The sequence below is a fragment of the Marinobacterium marinum genome, from assembly GCF_013868415.1.
GTDB classification, from domain to species: domain Bacteria; phylum Pseudomonadota; class Gammaproteobacteria; order Pseudomonadales; family Balneatricaceae; genus Marinobacterium; species Marinobacterium marinum.
Genome location: NZ_JACEMT010000046.1, coordinates 88,789 through 102,326 on the forward strand (window position 1 = coordinate 88,789; position 13,538 = coordinate 102,326).

The 13,538-nt window shown below is 56.2% G+C and carries 15 protein-coding genes; 7 read left to right on the forward strand and 8 right to left on the reverse strand.

Annotation, left to right across the window (positions count from 1 at the left end; all coding sequences use genetic code 11):
* The first annotated feature begins 18 nt into the window (after positions 1-18).
* The 7 genes from H1S06_RS08530 (at position 19) to H1S06_RS08560 (ending at position 7,135) form a co-directional block, all read left to right on the forward strand.
* Complete coding sequence (locus H1S06_RS08530) at positions 19-1,113, forward strand: 4Fe-4S dicluster domain-containing protein (RefSeq protein ID WP_181739171.1); 1,095 nt, start codon at positions 19-21, stop codon at positions 1,111-1,113.
* Positions 1,114-1,286: 173 nt separating this feature from the next.
* Positions 1,287-2,438, forward strand: coding sequence for an iron-containing alcohol dehydrogenase (locus H1S06_RS08535; protein WP_181739173.1), 1,152 nt, complete (start codon positions 1,287-1,289; stop codon positions 2,436-2,438).
* A 138-nt stretch (positions 2,439-2,576) separates the two neighbouring features.
* Positions 2,577-3,455, forward strand: a complete 879-nt coding sequence (locus tag H1S06_RS08540; RefSeq protein ID WP_181739175.1) for an FAD/NAD(P)-binding protein — start codon at positions 2,577-2,579, stop codon at positions 3,453-3,455.
* On the forward strand, positions 3,455-4,252 hold the full coding sequence (locus H1S06_RS08545; protein ID WP_181739177.1) for an NADH-quinone oxidoreductase subunit B family protein: 798 nt from the start codon (positions 3,455-3,457) through the stop codon (positions 4,250-4,252). Before H1S06_RS08540 ends, H1S06_RS08545 begins: the two co-directional genes overlap by 1 nt.
* Positions 4,245-5,540: a Ni/Fe hydrogenase subunit alpha gene (locus H1S06_RS08550; RefSeq protein ID WP_181739179.1), complete on the forward strand. Its 1,296-nt coding sequence runs from the start codon at positions 4,245-4,247 to the stop codon at positions 5,538-5,540. The genes H1S06_RS08545 and H1S06_RS08550 overlap by 8 nt, the downstream gene beginning before the upstream one ends.
* Positions 5,537-6,061: a hydrogenase maturation protease gene (locus H1S06_RS08555; RefSeq protein ID WP_181739181.1), complete on the forward strand. Its 525-nt coding sequence runs from the start codon at positions 5,537-5,539 to the stop codon at positions 6,059-6,061. The genes H1S06_RS08550 and H1S06_RS08555 overlap by 4 nt, the downstream gene beginning before the upstream one ends.
* Positions 6,062-6,202: 141 nt before the next feature.
* The gene (locus H1S06_RS08560) at positions 6,203-7,135 is read left to right on the forward strand and encodes a DMT family transporter (RefSeq protein ID WP_181739183.1); all 933 of its coding nucleotides are present in this window, start codon (positions 6,203-6,205) and stop codon (positions 7,133-7,135) included.
* Between the two features lie 60 nt (positions 7,136-7,195).
* On the opposite strand, the gene H1S06_RS08565 is transcribed toward H1S06_RS08560, so the two are convergent.
* The 8 genes from H1S06_RS08565 to rmuC form a co-directional block, all read right to left on the reverse strand.
* On the reverse strand, positions 7,196-7,666 hold the full coding sequence (locus H1S06_RS08565) for an OmpA family protein (RefSeq protein ID WP_220183818.1): 471 nt from the start codon (positions 7,664-7,666) through the stop codon (positions 7,196-7,198).
* A gap of 12 nt (positions 7,667-7,678) precedes the next feature.
* Positions 7,679-8,926, reverse strand: coding sequence for a diguanylate cyclase domain-containing protein (locus H1S06_RS08570; RefSeq protein WP_181739185.1), 1,248 nt, complete (start codon positions 8,924-8,926; stop codon positions 7,679-7,681).
* Positions 8,923-9,465 (reverse strand): YfiR family protein, encoded by a 543-nt coding sequence (locus H1S06_RS08575; protein WP_181739187.1) that lies wholly within the window; start codon positions 9,463-9,465, stop codon positions 8,923-8,925. Before H1S06_RS08575 ends, H1S06_RS08570 begins: the two co-directional genes overlap by 4 nt.
* A gap of 194 nt (positions 9,466-9,659) precedes the next feature.
* Complete coding sequence (locus H1S06_RS08580) at positions 9,660-10,274, reverse strand: LysE family translocator (RefSeq protein WP_181739189.1); 615 nt, start codon at positions 10,272-10,274, stop codon at positions 9,660-9,662.
* 35 nt (positions 10,275-10,309) lie between these two features.
* Positions 10,310-10,822: a YgjP-like metallopeptidase domain-containing protein gene (locus tag H1S06_RS08585; protein WP_181739407.1), complete on the reverse strand. Its 513-nt coding sequence runs from the start codon at positions 10,820-10,822 to the stop codon at positions 10,310-10,312.
* 41 nt (positions 10,823-10,863) lie between these two features.
* Positions 10,864-11,553 (reverse strand): hypothetical protein, encoded by a 690-nt coding sequence (locus H1S06_RS08590; protein WP_181739191.1) that lies wholly within the window; start codon positions 11,551-11,553, stop codon positions 10,864-10,866.
* 104 nt (positions 11,554-11,657) lie between these two features.
* Complete coding sequence (locus H1S06_RS08595) at positions 11,658-11,960, reverse strand: DUF3817 domain-containing protein (RefSeq protein ID WP_181739193.1); 303 nt, start codon at positions 11,958-11,960, stop codon at positions 11,658-11,660.
* A 93-nt stretch (positions 11,961-12,053) separates the two neighbouring features.
* The gene (rmuC, locus tag H1S06_RS08600) at positions 12,054-13,505 is read right to left on the reverse strand and encodes a DNA recombination protein RmuC (protein ID WP_181739195.1); all 1,452 of its coding nucleotides are present in this window, start codon (positions 13,503-13,505) and stop codon (positions 12,054-12,056) included.
* Positions 13,506-13,538: the final 33 nt, after the last annotated feature.

Below are 13,538 nucleotides of genomic sequence, written 5' to 3' on the forward strand. Positions count from 1 at the left end.
CACTCGGTGGAGATGCTCATGCCCGCTGCGGACTTCCTGCCTCGGTCACGCCTGCCCGACCTGCTCGCCGTGCTCAAGGCTCAAGGCTATGACGTGATCGCTCCCCAAGTAATCGAAGGGGCGCTGCTGTATCGCCCTCTTCAGCACTGCCGACAACTGCCCACCGGTATCCGGCAGCAACAGCAACCCGGCCGCTACCGCCTGATTGCAACCGACAGCCCACGTCAATTCAGCTGGGCCAACGGCCCTCAGGCCTTGAAGCCTCTGACCTTTGCGCCACGAGAAACCCTGTGGCGCTCACATGAAAATGATGATGGTACACTCAGCTTTGAGGAAGTCCCTGTTTCTCCGCCTGCCCTCGCCATTCTGGGCGTTCGCGGCTGTGATCTCGCGGCACTTGCCCTGCAAGACCAACATTTTCGGGATGACCCCTATTATCAACCGCGCCGACAATCCCTGCTGCTGATCGCCGTCGACTGCTCACACCCCGCCGAGACCTGTTTTTGTGCCAGCACCGGAGATGGTCCCAAAGCCACAATCGGCTATGAACTGGCCCTGACCGAGCTGGACGATGGCTTTCTGGTACGCGCGCAGGGAGCGCGAGGCCAGGCCATTCTGAAAGCTCTGCCCCTCGATATCACTGCCCCCGCGCAACGGCGACAGGCCCGACATCAACACCGGGCAGCTTGTCGACAGCTGCGCCGACTACCCTCATTCGAGCCCGCTCAACTGATCCAGCAAGGCCGGCATCCGGCCTGGGATGAAGTAGCCGATGCCTGTCTTGGCTGCGGCAACTGCACCTCGGTGTGCCCCAGCTGTTTTTGCTTCAGTACCAGTGAAGCACCCGACTTAAACGGGCAGACCTCCAGTCATCAGCGGCAATGGGACTCCTGCTTCAGCGAGGGGCACAGCTATATTCATGGCCGCCATATCCGCCCGGATATCCGCACACGCTACCGCCAGTGGCTCACACATAAATTCGGTAGCTGGGTGGAACAATATGGCCGCAGCGGCTGTACCGGTTGCGGACGCTGCATCAGCTGGTGTCCGGTCGGTATTGACCCCCTGCAGGTTTTGTCCCGGCTGAGTGACGCCGATCCCGATGAGCCGTAGCCCGCTGAACAGCAATCGACACAACAAATACTGATCCCTGTCATACAACACTCTTATGCTTGGCATTTCAGGGTACCGCCCCCTGTACCCGTGCAACTATCGGCGTACTCTGAAGTCGTAATCTGAACTGGATTGATGCACCTGTGCATCGACCGCAACCAAGGAAAGTGACCATGGCTATTGAAGCGTTTTTCGTCCCCAATGTGTCCCTGATGGGTGCTGGCTGTCTCTCCTCGCTGGCTGAACGTGTACAGATGCTAAACGGCAAAAAGCCGCTGCTGGTAGCTGACGGCGGCATGACTCAGCTCGGTTACACCGCCCGCATCGTCAAGCTGCTGGAAGAGGCCGACATTCCCTGTGCGGTGTATGACGGGACGGTTCCCAACCCGACCGATCATAATGTGGAAGAAGGCATAGCCATCTACCGCAGCGAAGGTTGCGACATGTTGATTTCTCTGGGCGGTGGCAGTGCTCACGACTGCTGCAAGGGGATCGGCATACTGGCCACCAATGGCGGTAATATCCAGGATTATGAAGGACTGGATCAGCTGACCCAGGCCCTGCCCCCCTATATCGCCATTAACACTACCGCTGGCACCGCCAGCGAAATGACCCGCTTCACCATCATCACCAACAGCTCCAACCACGTAAAAATGGCCATTGTCGACTGGCGCGTCACCCCTGATGTGGCCATCAACGACCCGGAACTGATGGTTGACATGCCGCCGTCTCTGACCGCTGCAACCGGTATGGATGCGTTGACCCACGCCGTTGAAGCCTATGTTTCAACCGCCGCAACCCCGATCACGGATGCCTGCGCCCTGCAGGCCATCAGCCTGATTGGCCAATACCTGCGCAAAGCGGTTGCCCGCGGTGACGATATGGAAGCGCGCGACAAGATGGCCTATGCAGAATACCTGGCCGGCATGGCGTTCAATAACGCCAGTTTGGGCCATGTTCATGCCATGTCTCACCAGCTGGGCGGCTTTTACAACTTGCCTCACGGCGTCTGCAACGCACTGCTGCTGCCCCATGTCTGCCGTGTCAACCTGATGGCTCGTACCGAACGCTTCGCCGATATCGCCGTCGCTCTGGGTGAAGTCACCGAAGGCCTGTCCGAACGCGATGCTGCCTACATGGCCATCGATGCCATCGAGGAACTGTCTCACGACGTGGGCATTCCGCAGAGCCTGAGCGAACTGGGCGTGAAGGAAGAAGACATTCCGACCATGGTCGGCAACGCTCAGAAGGATGTTTGTGCACTGACCAACCCGCGCAAGCTGACCGACGACGAGGTTGCGGCCATCTACCTCGCGGCCCTCTGACACCCGCTCAGAGCGGGCTCCCCTTCTCGCTCTTGAAGTCGGCCCCGTGATAACGGGGTCGACCGCTTTCACCTCCTCCACTTGCCCCCGGCTCAGACACGTCCTAACGTATAAAGTGTCCGTTACCGGGAGCCGCTTATGACTGCACCTGTCCGCTACCCACAACCGTCATTGACATGTAACCCGGCCCTGCCTACCGAAGCCCTGATTCTGGACCGGGTGCAGGAAACCGAAGACATCTTCACCCTGCAGCTGCGCCTGACCGACCCCCATCAGGAGTGGCGCCTCGGCATCCAGCCCGGCCAGTTCAATATGCTATACCGCTTTGGCGTGGGCGAGATCCCGATCTCGTTCAAGGCGATCGGCAAGGATAAGCATGGACAGCCGGTCCTGGAACATGCCATCCGTCGCGTAGGGCGCATCAGCGGCGCTCTGGCCGCATTGAAACCCGGTGATCGGATCGGTTTGCGTGGTCCTTTCGGCACCGGCTGGCCACTGCAGAAAGCCAAAGGACAGGACCTGTGTGTAGTCACCGGTGGGCTGGGTTGCGCGCCGGCGGTCTCTATCATTGAGCATGCCTTTGCCAACCGGTCCCACTACGGCCATATCCATATCATTCAGGGCGTCAAGCACTCTGCCGATCTGCTCTGGCGCAATCGCTACGAATTCTGGGCGCAGCAGCCCGACACCACGGTGCTAATGGCCGCCGATGTGGCCGCTCCCGGCTGGCCCTGGTATAGCGGTCGGGTCACCGAACTGATCAAACTCCTGCCGCTCCAGCCAGGGCAGACTCTGGTCTGCTGTTGCGGTCCCGAACCGATGATGCAAGCCAGCGCCGAACAACTGATCCTCCGTCAGGTACCCGCCGAAGCGATCTGGCTCAGTATGGAACGCAACATGCAGTGCGCCAGTGGCCACTGCGGCCACTGCCAGTTCGGTGCCGATTTCATCTGCCGTGACGGCCCGGTGATGCCATACCCGCGGCTGCGTGACCGCCTGGGCCTGGAGGGTGTCTGATGACCAGGCCCAGAGTTGCAGTACACAAGTTCAGCTCCTGCGACGGCTGCCAGCTCGCTTTTCTCAACCTGGGCGAAACGCTGCTGCAACTGAACGAACAGGTCGACATCCTGCATTTCCTTGAAGCGGGCATGAACGACGCCAGCGCCGACGTGGACATTGCTTTCGTCGAGGGTAGTCTGTCGACACCCGACGAGCTGACGCGCATCCGTCAGGTACGCGCCAATAGCCGCTACCTGGTGTCCATCGGAGCCTGCGCCACCAGCGGTGGACTACAGGCGCTGCGCAACCTGGATGGCAACCATGATGAGTGGCGCGACGCCATCTATGCTCGCCCCGAGTTTATCCGGACGCTGAAGGAAGTACGCCCGATTGCCGCCGAGGTCCGGGTAGACCTGGAACTCTGGGGCTGCCCGGTCAGCAGCACCCAGATACTGGCGGCGATACGGGCACTGCTGTTCGGCGTAGCACCGGTAGATGATCGCGACCGGGTTTGTCTGGAGTGCAAACGCCAGCAGGCAGTTTGCGTCATGGTCACCCAAGGTATCCCCTGCATGGGGCCAGTAACACGCACCGGCTGTGGTGCTCTCTGCCCGCGCTTCGGCCGCGACTGTTACGGCTGCTATAGTCCCAGCGAAACGGCGCAGACAGCCACCCTGGCCCGGCGCTTTTCCGGTCTGGGCCTGCTGCCCGATGCCATCGCCCGCCGCTTTTGGCTGATCAATTCCCAGGCTCCCCCGTTCCTGCAAACCGGGCGCGTCTTTCACCGCTCGGCAGCGAGTGATCCGGATGACTAGCCGCCGCATTCGCATTGATGTTCCGGCTCTGACCCGCGTGGAAGGTGAAGGCTCGCTCAGACTGGAAGTCAGACAGGACCAGCTGATCGAACTGGGCCTGTCGATTTTCGAGCCTCCTCGTTATTTCGAGAAGTTCCTGGAGGGACGCGAAGCCGAGGAGGTAGTCGATATTGTCGCCCGCATCTGCGGCATCTGCCCGGTGGCCTACCAGATCAGTGCACTCAACGCACTGGAATCCATGTCACGGCAGATGGCCTCACCCTGGGTGCGCTCGATGCGACGCGCCTTCTATTGTGGCGAGTGGCTGCAAAGCCATGCCCTGCACATCCATCTGCTTGCACTGCCGGATTTTCTCGGCTTCGAAAATGCCATCGCCATGGCAGAACGGCACCCGAACATGGTCAAGCGCGGCCTGAAGCTGCAGGGGCTGGGCAACGCTCTGGTCCGCCTGTTCGGCGGTCGTTCGGTCCACCCGGTCGGCGCCCGCCTCGGTGGCTTTCACCATGCACCGGCTCCCGATGAGGTCACCGCGCTGGCCGACAGGCTGAAAGCCGCCCAACAGGATGCTGGCGACCTGACTCGATTTTGCGCCAGCCTGCCATTGCCGGACGATCCCCAGACATTCATCTGCGTCGCTCTGCATCACCCAGACCGTTATGCCATAGAAAGCGGCGAGATCCGTACCAGCACAGGATTGAACCTCAGCGCCAACCAGTTCGAACAGCATTTTCATGAAACCCACAAGCCGGACTCCACCGCACTCTGGTCCGATCTTGATGGTCAGCCCTATCTGACCGGGCCCTTGGCACGCCTGAATATCAATCACCCCCAGCTGCCCGATTTCTTACTGACCCGACTGGGCGAAATCGGCCTGGAGCTGCCTTCCTGCAACATGTTCCACAGTTTGATCGCCCGTGCGCTGGAGATCGAACTGGTACTGCACGAAGCGATTCAACTGCTGAATGATTACACGTACCCGAAGTCTCCCTACACAGCCCTGCCACTTGAGCCCGGCATCGGCTACGGCATGAGCGAAGCCCCACGTGGACTGCTATGGCACCGTTACGAGCTGGACGAGAAAGGGCTGATCCGTGCGGCACGCATCGTACCGCCCACCAGCCAGAACCAGGCCCGTATCGAAGCCGACCTGCATCACTCACTGACCACGATGGGGTTGGATAATGGCGAGGATGTCCTGAAACTCAGGGCTGAGCAAGTGATTCGCAACTACGATCCCTGTATCTCCTGCTCCACCCACTTTCTGACGCTGAAAAAGGTGGAAACATGAGTGTTTGTCCGACACCTGAACAGCAGCACATGATTATCGGGATCGGCTCGCCCTTCGGCGATGACCGGGCCGGCTGGGAAGTGATTGAACGGCTACAGCGGATGAAACTGCCGCCCTGCGTACGGCTACTGAGCCTGGACCGGCCGGGTGTGGAACTGATCGAGCGGATGCAAGGCCACGCCCAAGTCACCCTGATCGATGCCATGCACGATAGAAACCATCCGCCCGGCACTCTGTTGGCACTGCAACCAAGCCAGCTGGCGCACCTGAATCTCTGCTCCAGTCATGCCTTCGGGCTGGCCCAGACACTGGCACTGGCCCTCCGCCTGAACAGGCTGCCGGCCCGCCTGCACCTGATCGGCATCGGTGTTACGCCGCCCTCTACCTTCTGCCCGGACGAACACATTTCACCGGAGGTTGAGGCAGCCATAGAAACGCTGGCAAGGCAGTTGATGGATGAGTGTCAAACCGCAATCGGCAGCAGTTCCTGCACATCAATCACCGATGTCGGCTCCAGATAACGCCCCCGGTCAGTGCGGGCTTCGATCAGCTCAAAGCATTTTTCACTCTGCGATGCACAACTTTTCCGCAGACCGGCTGCAATTGCACCCAATAAAATGTAGTCTTGATTACATTTATCGACAGACCCTCCAGGAGTGCCCATGAGCGCCCAACGACGTCACCTTGATTTCCTGGCCGTCAGCCTGCTTTTAATGCTCTGTTTCGGATGGGGATTTCAACAAATCGCCATCAAACTGGCAGCCAATGACATCGCTCCGACATTGCAGATCGGCCTGCGTTCGGCGTTTGCCACTCTTGTGCTGCTGCTCCTGACTTTACGCAGCGAAGGCTTGAAACTGTTCAGTGACGGAACCCTGAAGTCGGGCCTGCTGGTCGGCTTGATGTTCGCCGTCGAGTTCCTGTTCGTAGGGGAAGGACTGGCTCGCACCAGCGCCTCACACATGGTGGTTTTCCTCTACACTTCCCCTATCTTCACGGCACTGGGCATGCATTTCGTTCATCCCGATGAACGCCTGAGCCACCTGCAATGGCTCGGCATCGGCCTGGCCTTTGTCGGAGTCTGCATCGCCTTTCTGGGGCCTGAGGGTACTGCCGGAACCAGCCTGTCGGGCGACCTGTTCGCACTGGCGGCCGGCGCAACCTGGGGGCTTACCACCGTGGTGATTCGTGGTTCCAGGCTGTCTGAAGCATCTGCCGTCAAGACCCTGCTTTACCAAATGGCCGCGGCGTCGATTCTGCTCATTGGAACCGCATTCATGACGGGACACGGTGCCATGCACTGGACACCGGAAACAACGATCAACATGCTCTTTCAGGCGACATTGATCGCGTTGGCAAGCTATCTGACCTGGTTCTGGCTGCTCAAGCGCTATCTGGCCTCTCGCATGGCAACCTTCGTGTTCATTACACCGCTGATCGGCGTTCTGTTCGGCGTAGTGATTCTCGATGAGGTCCTGACAGCCAACTTTATCGGCGGTGGAGTCTTGGTACTGGCCGGCATCTTTCTGGTCAGCGCCAAGGATCTGCTCAATCGCCGCAAAGCCAACCGAGTCAGGGAAGCCACCGGCCGCTGACTTCGAGCCCACACCACACGCGCTTGAAAACCGCATGTGGTGTCACTGTCGCAGATTGAACTAGTTGGCGACAATAATGGTGACTCGTCGGTTCTGCATACGCCCATCCAGCGTACTGTTTGAAGCCACCGGCTTGCGATCCCCCAGCCCCAGCACAATCACGTTTTCTCTGGGCATGCCATTACCGATCATGACATCCGCCACGGCAGCGGCACGCCGCTCCGACAGCTGCAGGTTGTAGTCCGGGTCGCCCGATTTATCGGTGTGGCCTTCCAGCGTCAAACCGCTGATGCCAACCTCCAGAAAATCACGGGTAATATCTTCAATCTTGTCACGACTGCCCGGCGTGATAATGTCCGAATCAAACTCAAACAATACCTTGGCCGCCAATCCAAACTCCCAGCCGGCCTCCGAAATACTGAAGCCGTGTTTTTTCAAAACCGCGACCTGCTCGGAATTCAAGCGCCCCGAAGGAAACATCTGACAGGCTGCCAACATCAGCGTTAACAGCAGTACGAGTATTTTTTTCACAGCCTTACTCCCTCAGCCCGAAAAGCCATTAATATGGAATGTCTTTTCACTTCTTTTTGCCTTATACATTGCCTCATCGGCCGAATGTAACAAATCTTTCTTGTTTTCCCCGTGATAGGGAAAGATGGATGCGCCTATAGTCAACGAGAAGCTTATTGTTTCCCCGCTGTCCAGCGTAATCGGCTCTTCCATACAACCCACTATTTTTTCCACTACCACTTCAATATCCCGGTCGTTTCTGAGCGGGCGAATCAGGATAGCAAACTCATCCCCCCCCAGACGTGCCAAGTGGTCCTGATCTCGAATCAAAGCTCCCAGCCGCTTGGCAATTGTGACCAGCACCTCATCTCCTGCCGCATGACCGAAAACATCATTGATGGATTTGAATCGATAGCCATCAATATAAAGCAAGGCAAAACGGATGCCTTTTTCTCGCGAAAATTCAATCTGGTTGGATAAAATCTTATCAAAGCTTTCCTTGTTCAGAATACCTGTTAGAGCATCATGACGGGCCTTGAAACTCAGCGTGTCGTTTTCCTGCTTCAAGTGACCTTCCCAGGTTTCGATCTCATCCAGCAGGATATTAAGATCCTCTGCAAGCTCTCTGATTTCATGAATAGAAGAAAGCGGAGCTCTCAGCTCGAAAGATCGCTCACGCGCGATCTTTCGAGCAATATTGGCAAGATCCTTAACCGATTTGTATATAAATCCGTGGATACGACCACCTTCTATATTGGCCCCTATTGTACTGATAACAAGACTCATCAGAACAGCCAAGAAACCACACAACATAAATACGAGGAAGATGCTTCCATCCGTATATATTTTCAGCTCACCAACCGGCTTTCCATTATGATGCATGGACACAATATTAGGCTGATCAAGCATCAATCCCAGAATTTTTTTCTCGAGCCTTGCCCACCGGGACTGGTCGGCACTTTCCCATTCATACAGCACCTTTCCATGTTCATCCAGAACAACAACGCCCGACAGTTTCTCCGTCTTCGCAATAAGATCGATGCCTTCTCCGATTGCCTCGCGATCCTTGAACACCACCGCTGCTTCAAGCGTGTAGGACAAAACGCGGCTCACCAGCTTCTGGTTGTGGTCCGCCAGGTTCACCAATGTAAAAAGCCCCAGAACCGTCAGTATGATCCCGGACGTAATAAGGCCCACGATATTGCTGCGCACCTGCGCCTTGCGCATCAGGCCGCGAAGCGTAACAACCTTGCGAGGGCTTCGAGCCATAACGTCTTTCATCTCGCCGCCTCTAACTCTCTACCAAGCTTGAGTACCTGCGGATGTATACGAATACCACTGCGCGCTACCGCATCCAGATTGACGCGAAATCTGATCCTGCTTTCGTCCATGTTGAGGCAAATCAAACTTCCTGCGTCACATTCAGGATCATTTTCGCTGATTGTTAAAACCGGCAAGCCAATGAATTTCGATAGCAGAAGTGTATATGACTCTCTATCAATCACCCCAATATATAAAATGTCACAGCGATCAGGGCTCAGGCTACCGACATCGTCGTAGTAACCCCACTCATGAGAAATGGCTTCATTATTGAACAGGAGTCCCTTATACGTTCCGCTTCCGACAACGCACGCTTTTGAGGGGGTGATTCCATCGGGCCAGCGGGAGTAACTTAAAATACCTTCAATCATATATGAAAAGTTGTTGGCCACCTCGGCGCTGGACGTCGCGTCATTCACCGAAAGGCTGTCACTACCCCTGGCCACATTCGGACCAATAAAAACGGCTGCTATGAGAACACACAATATAATGGAACGCATCGAGGAATATCACTCCCAACGTCAATCGGCTCCAACGAGCCCAAGCCGCCCAAACGACCGACGGCCACCACTCTCCTGAAAAGGGTTCCACGTCTCATACTAAGTTCTAGTGTCACCGCAAAGCAACCCTGCCGCTCCAACCCCGGCCGATAGCACGGTTTTCTAACCGGCGAGACTAATAGGGCCTACCGCTCCTATTGTCGACCAAACAGCAGACTGCCCCCCGAAAAGGCCAGAAAAGCCGCACACCCACGATTGAAACGCCGGGCCATGCGGGGCCTGGAGAACCAGTGCCTCAGGTAGAGCCCAAAGGACGCATAGATACTGATGGCCAGCATTTCAAGCAGCAGAAACACGCTGCCAAGTACCAGAAACTGGGCCTGTATATTGGCATTAACATCAACAAACTGGGGTAAAAAGGCAGTAAAGATCAGAATTGCCTTCGGATTACCCGCCGCCAGGGCAAACTCCTGTTTTGCCAGCCCGGACTGACTGCTGTTCCGCTCGACATCCGAGACCGGGGTAGTGTCCGACCGCCACAGATTGAATGCAATCCAGAAAAGATAGACAGCTCCGAATATTTTAATGGCAAGAAACAGGATTTCAGAGGTATGCAGTACAACCGCCAATCCGGAGGCGGCGAGCACAATCATCCCCGAGAAGGCGGCAAGGCGCCCCAATCCCGCTACCAGCGCCGGCCTGAAGCCGTAACAGCGCGCATTATTCATGGCCAGCAGATTGTTCGGGCCCGGCGTCATGTTCAGCGCGAAGCACGCCGGCAAGAACACCATCAGTTTTATTAATTCCATGCACTTGCTCCAACACCCAGGATCTGTAACAGGCTTTACCAAAGATCGCCAAAACGGTCTCGATGACACAGGTACAGACGCAGCTCGAATTCCAGTTGGTGATAATTCTGCTCCATATGGCAGCACAGTTGATAAAACGCCTTGCCGTGTTCCTTCTCCCGCAAGTGAGCCAATTCATGTACCAGAATCATTCTCAGAAACGGCTCCGGTACCCTTCTGAACAGGGACGATATGCGAATTTCGTTCTTGGACTTCAACCTGCCGCCCTGAGCCCGTGTCACATAAGTGTGCAAGCCCAAAGCATTCTTGATGACATGCAGCCTGTCATCATAAACAACCTTGCTCACGGGAGCCGAACTGCGCATGTAGCGATCCTTGATATCCCGAGCATAGCCGTACAGAGCCTTTTCCGACGCCCACTGGTGGGCCTTCGGGTATTTCTGCAATAGCCAGGGGCCTGATCGTTCCCGATCCAGAAGTTCCAGCGCCTGTTCCCGGAGTTGCAGGCTATACCCGTTCAGATACTTCAATGTTTCGCGGGGCATCATAGGTGCCAAGAGGTCTCGTTAAAAACGGTTAGCTTTACCAACTATCCCGCCATTGCGGGAAGCTTCTGGCTTTCTCTGATCTCACGCTGTTCCAGATCGAACAGTAACGAGTACAGCACACCAGCCTTGCGATAGATCAGAAACAGGTCTTGCGTACCCATCAAAGCATGATCTGTCATAAATTCGACACCTTCTACAACTTCCTGATAGTCACTGCCATCCGGGGCTGTAATGGCGATAACCGACAGATCGCTAGCAGACAGGCGACCATCCTGATCCGAGTCCTCTTTAACCACCTGGTACACGATCGCGACGGCAGATTCATCCGCCGCATCATCACTCAACCTGACCTTGCGAGCACTCGCTATCAGGTAATTCGCATGCTTGAAGAGCCACTTTTTCTCACCGCTTTCCGTATTAACAAACAAGTAATTACGAGTAGAAGTAGCTGATTTGCTGAAGTAGTCCTGGTCATAGGATTGATCAACCTGCACAGGGATCATCAGCACCTTGTCACTGTTCGGTTGTTCGAAATATCCCAGCCGCAAAATGTCTTCAGCATCGGCACCTTCATCAACATTTACAATGTTATGGACGGCACGCTCTTTTGTAAGCTCGTTAAACACCTGGTAAGCCACAAACAGTAACGTCATGACGGCCAGCAACCCGGCTATCATTATAACCAAGCCGTTAAAGCGCCATACCAGCTTGAAAAACCTGTTTTCTTCCATCTCGAATCATCCCTGTCAAGGCAGCTCCTGCCTGCACCCGCCGCATGCAATGCCCCATCCAGCCAGGATGGGGCGCCTATAACGCCGCTGTCAGACAAAAGCATTCACTGCGCCGCACCTGCCGGCGCTTCAGCTTCGATGCTGTCTGACTCTTTGCGCAGAAAAGACTCGACGGCAATAAATGCAAACGGCACCAGGGAAGCCAAAAAGACCAGTGACCATACGGTGACGGACCAACCTCTTTTATGTGATGCCTGCAGCGACAGCACCAGATACACAATGAACAAAATACCGTGTGCCATTCCAAGCATGGACACAAACTCACGACTGATAATGCCCAGTGTCACACTCAGAATCAGTAGATACGAAAGCCCTTCCAATGCGCTGATCGCTCGAAAAAATTTCAATTCCCGTCTCCTTTGGCCGCTGAAAAATCAAAGCGCCATACTACCTGAGTTCGACCACGGCAAACACGTCACCCGTCATAACCGGCACTCATTTCATATACCCGTATCCAGTTCCAGTTTCGCCTTGTCCACCAGCTCGGCAGGCAGCTCCTTCTGTACAGATACACCCAACTCCTTGAACTCGGCGGCCTGCTTGATCAGATTGCCACGACCGGTATACAGCTGACCAAAGGCGCGGTCATAGCTCGCCCGGGCGCCGTCCAGTTTTTTGCCCACATCCTGCATACTGGTCAGGAAGCTGTTGAGTTTGGAGTAGAATTTCTCCGCCCGATCAGCCAGCTCGGCGGTGTGCCGGCTCTGATCCTCAAAGCGCCATAACTGACGCACGATGTTCAAGCTGGTCAACAACGTGGTCGGTGTCGCCACCAAGACATTCTGTTCCAGTGCACGCTGGTACAAAGTTTCGTCTGCCTTCAACGCTTCGACATAAGCGGATTCGATCGGGACAAACATGATCACGATTTCCGGTGAATTCAGCCCCGGCAACCTGTCATAGCGGCGCTCGGCCAGCTCTTTGATGCGATCGGACACGGCTCGTGCATGTTCCCGCAACGCCCGCTGCCGTTCACTGTCCTGCTCGGCATTCACATAACGGGTATAAGCCGCCAACGAGGTTTTGGCATCAATGATCAGGTGCTTGTTGCCGGGCAGATAGACAATCGCATCAGGCCGCTGGCGTCCCTCTTCGGTATTGATGCTGACTTCACGCCGGTAGTCCTGCCCCAACCGCAGACCGGCATTATCCAGCACATTTTCAAGCATCAACTCGCCCCAGTTGCCCTGCACTTTTTTCTGCCCCTGCAGCGCCGTTGTCAGTTTTTCCGCCTGATGAGTGATGGCCTGGTTCAGTTGCTGCAACTGTTGCAACTCGGTACGCAGCTGCACGCGCTGCTCGGTCTCACGCAGATGGATATGCTCCACCTTTTCACGAAACCCTTTCATTTCATGCTGAATCGGGTTGAGCAGCTGGTTCAGGCTTTGCTCGCTCATTGCGGTGAAAGCCTTGCCCTTGCGCTCCAAAATCTCGCCGGCCAATTGCTCGAATTCCTGCTTCAGCAATTCTCGGCTCTGCTCCAACTGCCTCAGCTGTTCACGAAAGTGCAGCTCCTGCTGCTCCCGGCGAGAGGTCAGCGCACTGTGCTCGGCCTGCAGCTGCTGATATTCCGTCTGCAACTGCTGATGGCGCCGCTGCTCCTGCTGCCACCAGTCCCGATACTGCTGCAGCGCCTGATCGCGCTCTTCCGCTCGAGTCTGCAACCGGCCCTGCTCCACCTGTAACCGACTCTGTTCCTGTTGCAACGACAGAGTCTGGTCACGCAGCATATCGGCCTCATCCTGCAACTGTTCGGCCTGCCGCTGCAGCTGCTCGTTCGCGATCAACAGCCGTTGCCGTTCACCGGACGCCTGCCAGCGCGTCAGCACCCAGACGACAAGAGCCACCAGACCAGAGGTCAACAGCACGGGAAGCAGAGTTTGCAGCGTCATCGTTTTCGGTCCACAACAGATATACATGAAGGA

What these genes read in the sequence shown, in the direction of transcription:
- H1S06_RS08535 (WP_181739173.1), top strand. Translation starts at nt 1,287, where the DNA reads ATGGCTATTGAAGCGTTTTTCGTCCCCAATGTGTCCCTGATGGGTGCT.
- H1S06_RS08575 (WP_181739187.1), bottom strand. Translation starts at nt 9,465, where the DNA reads ATGCGTTCCATTATATTGTGTGTTCTCATAGCAGCCGTTTTTATTGGT.
- rmuC (WP_181739195.1), bottom strand. Translation starts at nt 13,505, where the DNA reads ATGACGCTGCAAACTCTGCTTCCCGTGCTGTTGACCTCTGGTCTGGTG.
- H1S06_RS08580 (WP_181739189.1), bottom strand. Translation starts at nt 10,274, where the DNA reads ATGGAATTAATAAAACTGATGGTGTTCTTGCCGGCGTGCTTCGCGCTG.
- H1S06_RS08550 (WP_181739179.1), top strand. Translation starts at nt 4,245, where the DNA reads ATGACTAGCCGCCGCATTCGCATTGATGTTCCGGCTCTGACCCGCGTG.
- H1S06_RS08545 (WP_181739177.1), top strand. Translation starts at nt 3,455, where the DNA reads ATGACCAGGCCCAGAGTTGCAGTACACAAGTTCAGCTCCTGCGACGGC.
- H1S06_RS08540 (WP_181739175.1), top strand. Translation starts at nt 2,577, where the DNA reads ATGACTGCACCTGTCCGCTACCCACAACCGTCATTGACATGTAACCCG.
- H1S06_RS08585 (WP_181739407.1), bottom strand. Translation starts at nt 10,822, where the DNA reads ATGATGCCCCGCGAAACATTGAAGTATCTGAACGGGTATAGCCTGCAA.
- H1S06_RS08560 (WP_181739183.1), top strand. Translation starts at nt 6,203, where the DNA reads ATGAGCGCCCAACGACGTCACCTTGATTTCCTGGCCGTCAGCCTGCTT.
- H1S06_RS08570 (WP_181739185.1), bottom strand. Translation starts at nt 8,926, where the DNA reads ATGAAAGACGTTATGGCTCGAAGCCCTCGCAAGGTTGTTACGCTTCGC.
- H1S06_RS08555 (WP_181739181.1), top strand. Translation starts at nt 5,537, where the DNA reads ATGAGTGTTTGTCCGACACCTGAACAGCAGCACATGATTATCGGGATC.
- H1S06_RS08590 (WP_181739191.1), bottom strand. Translation starts at nt 11,553, where the DNA reads ATGGAAGAAAACAGGTTTTTCAAGCTGGTATGGCGCTTTAACGGCTTG.
- H1S06_RS08530 (WP_181739171.1), top strand. Translation starts at nt 19, where the DNA reads ATGCCCGCTGCGGACTTCCTGCCTCGGTCACGCCTGCCCGACCTGCTC.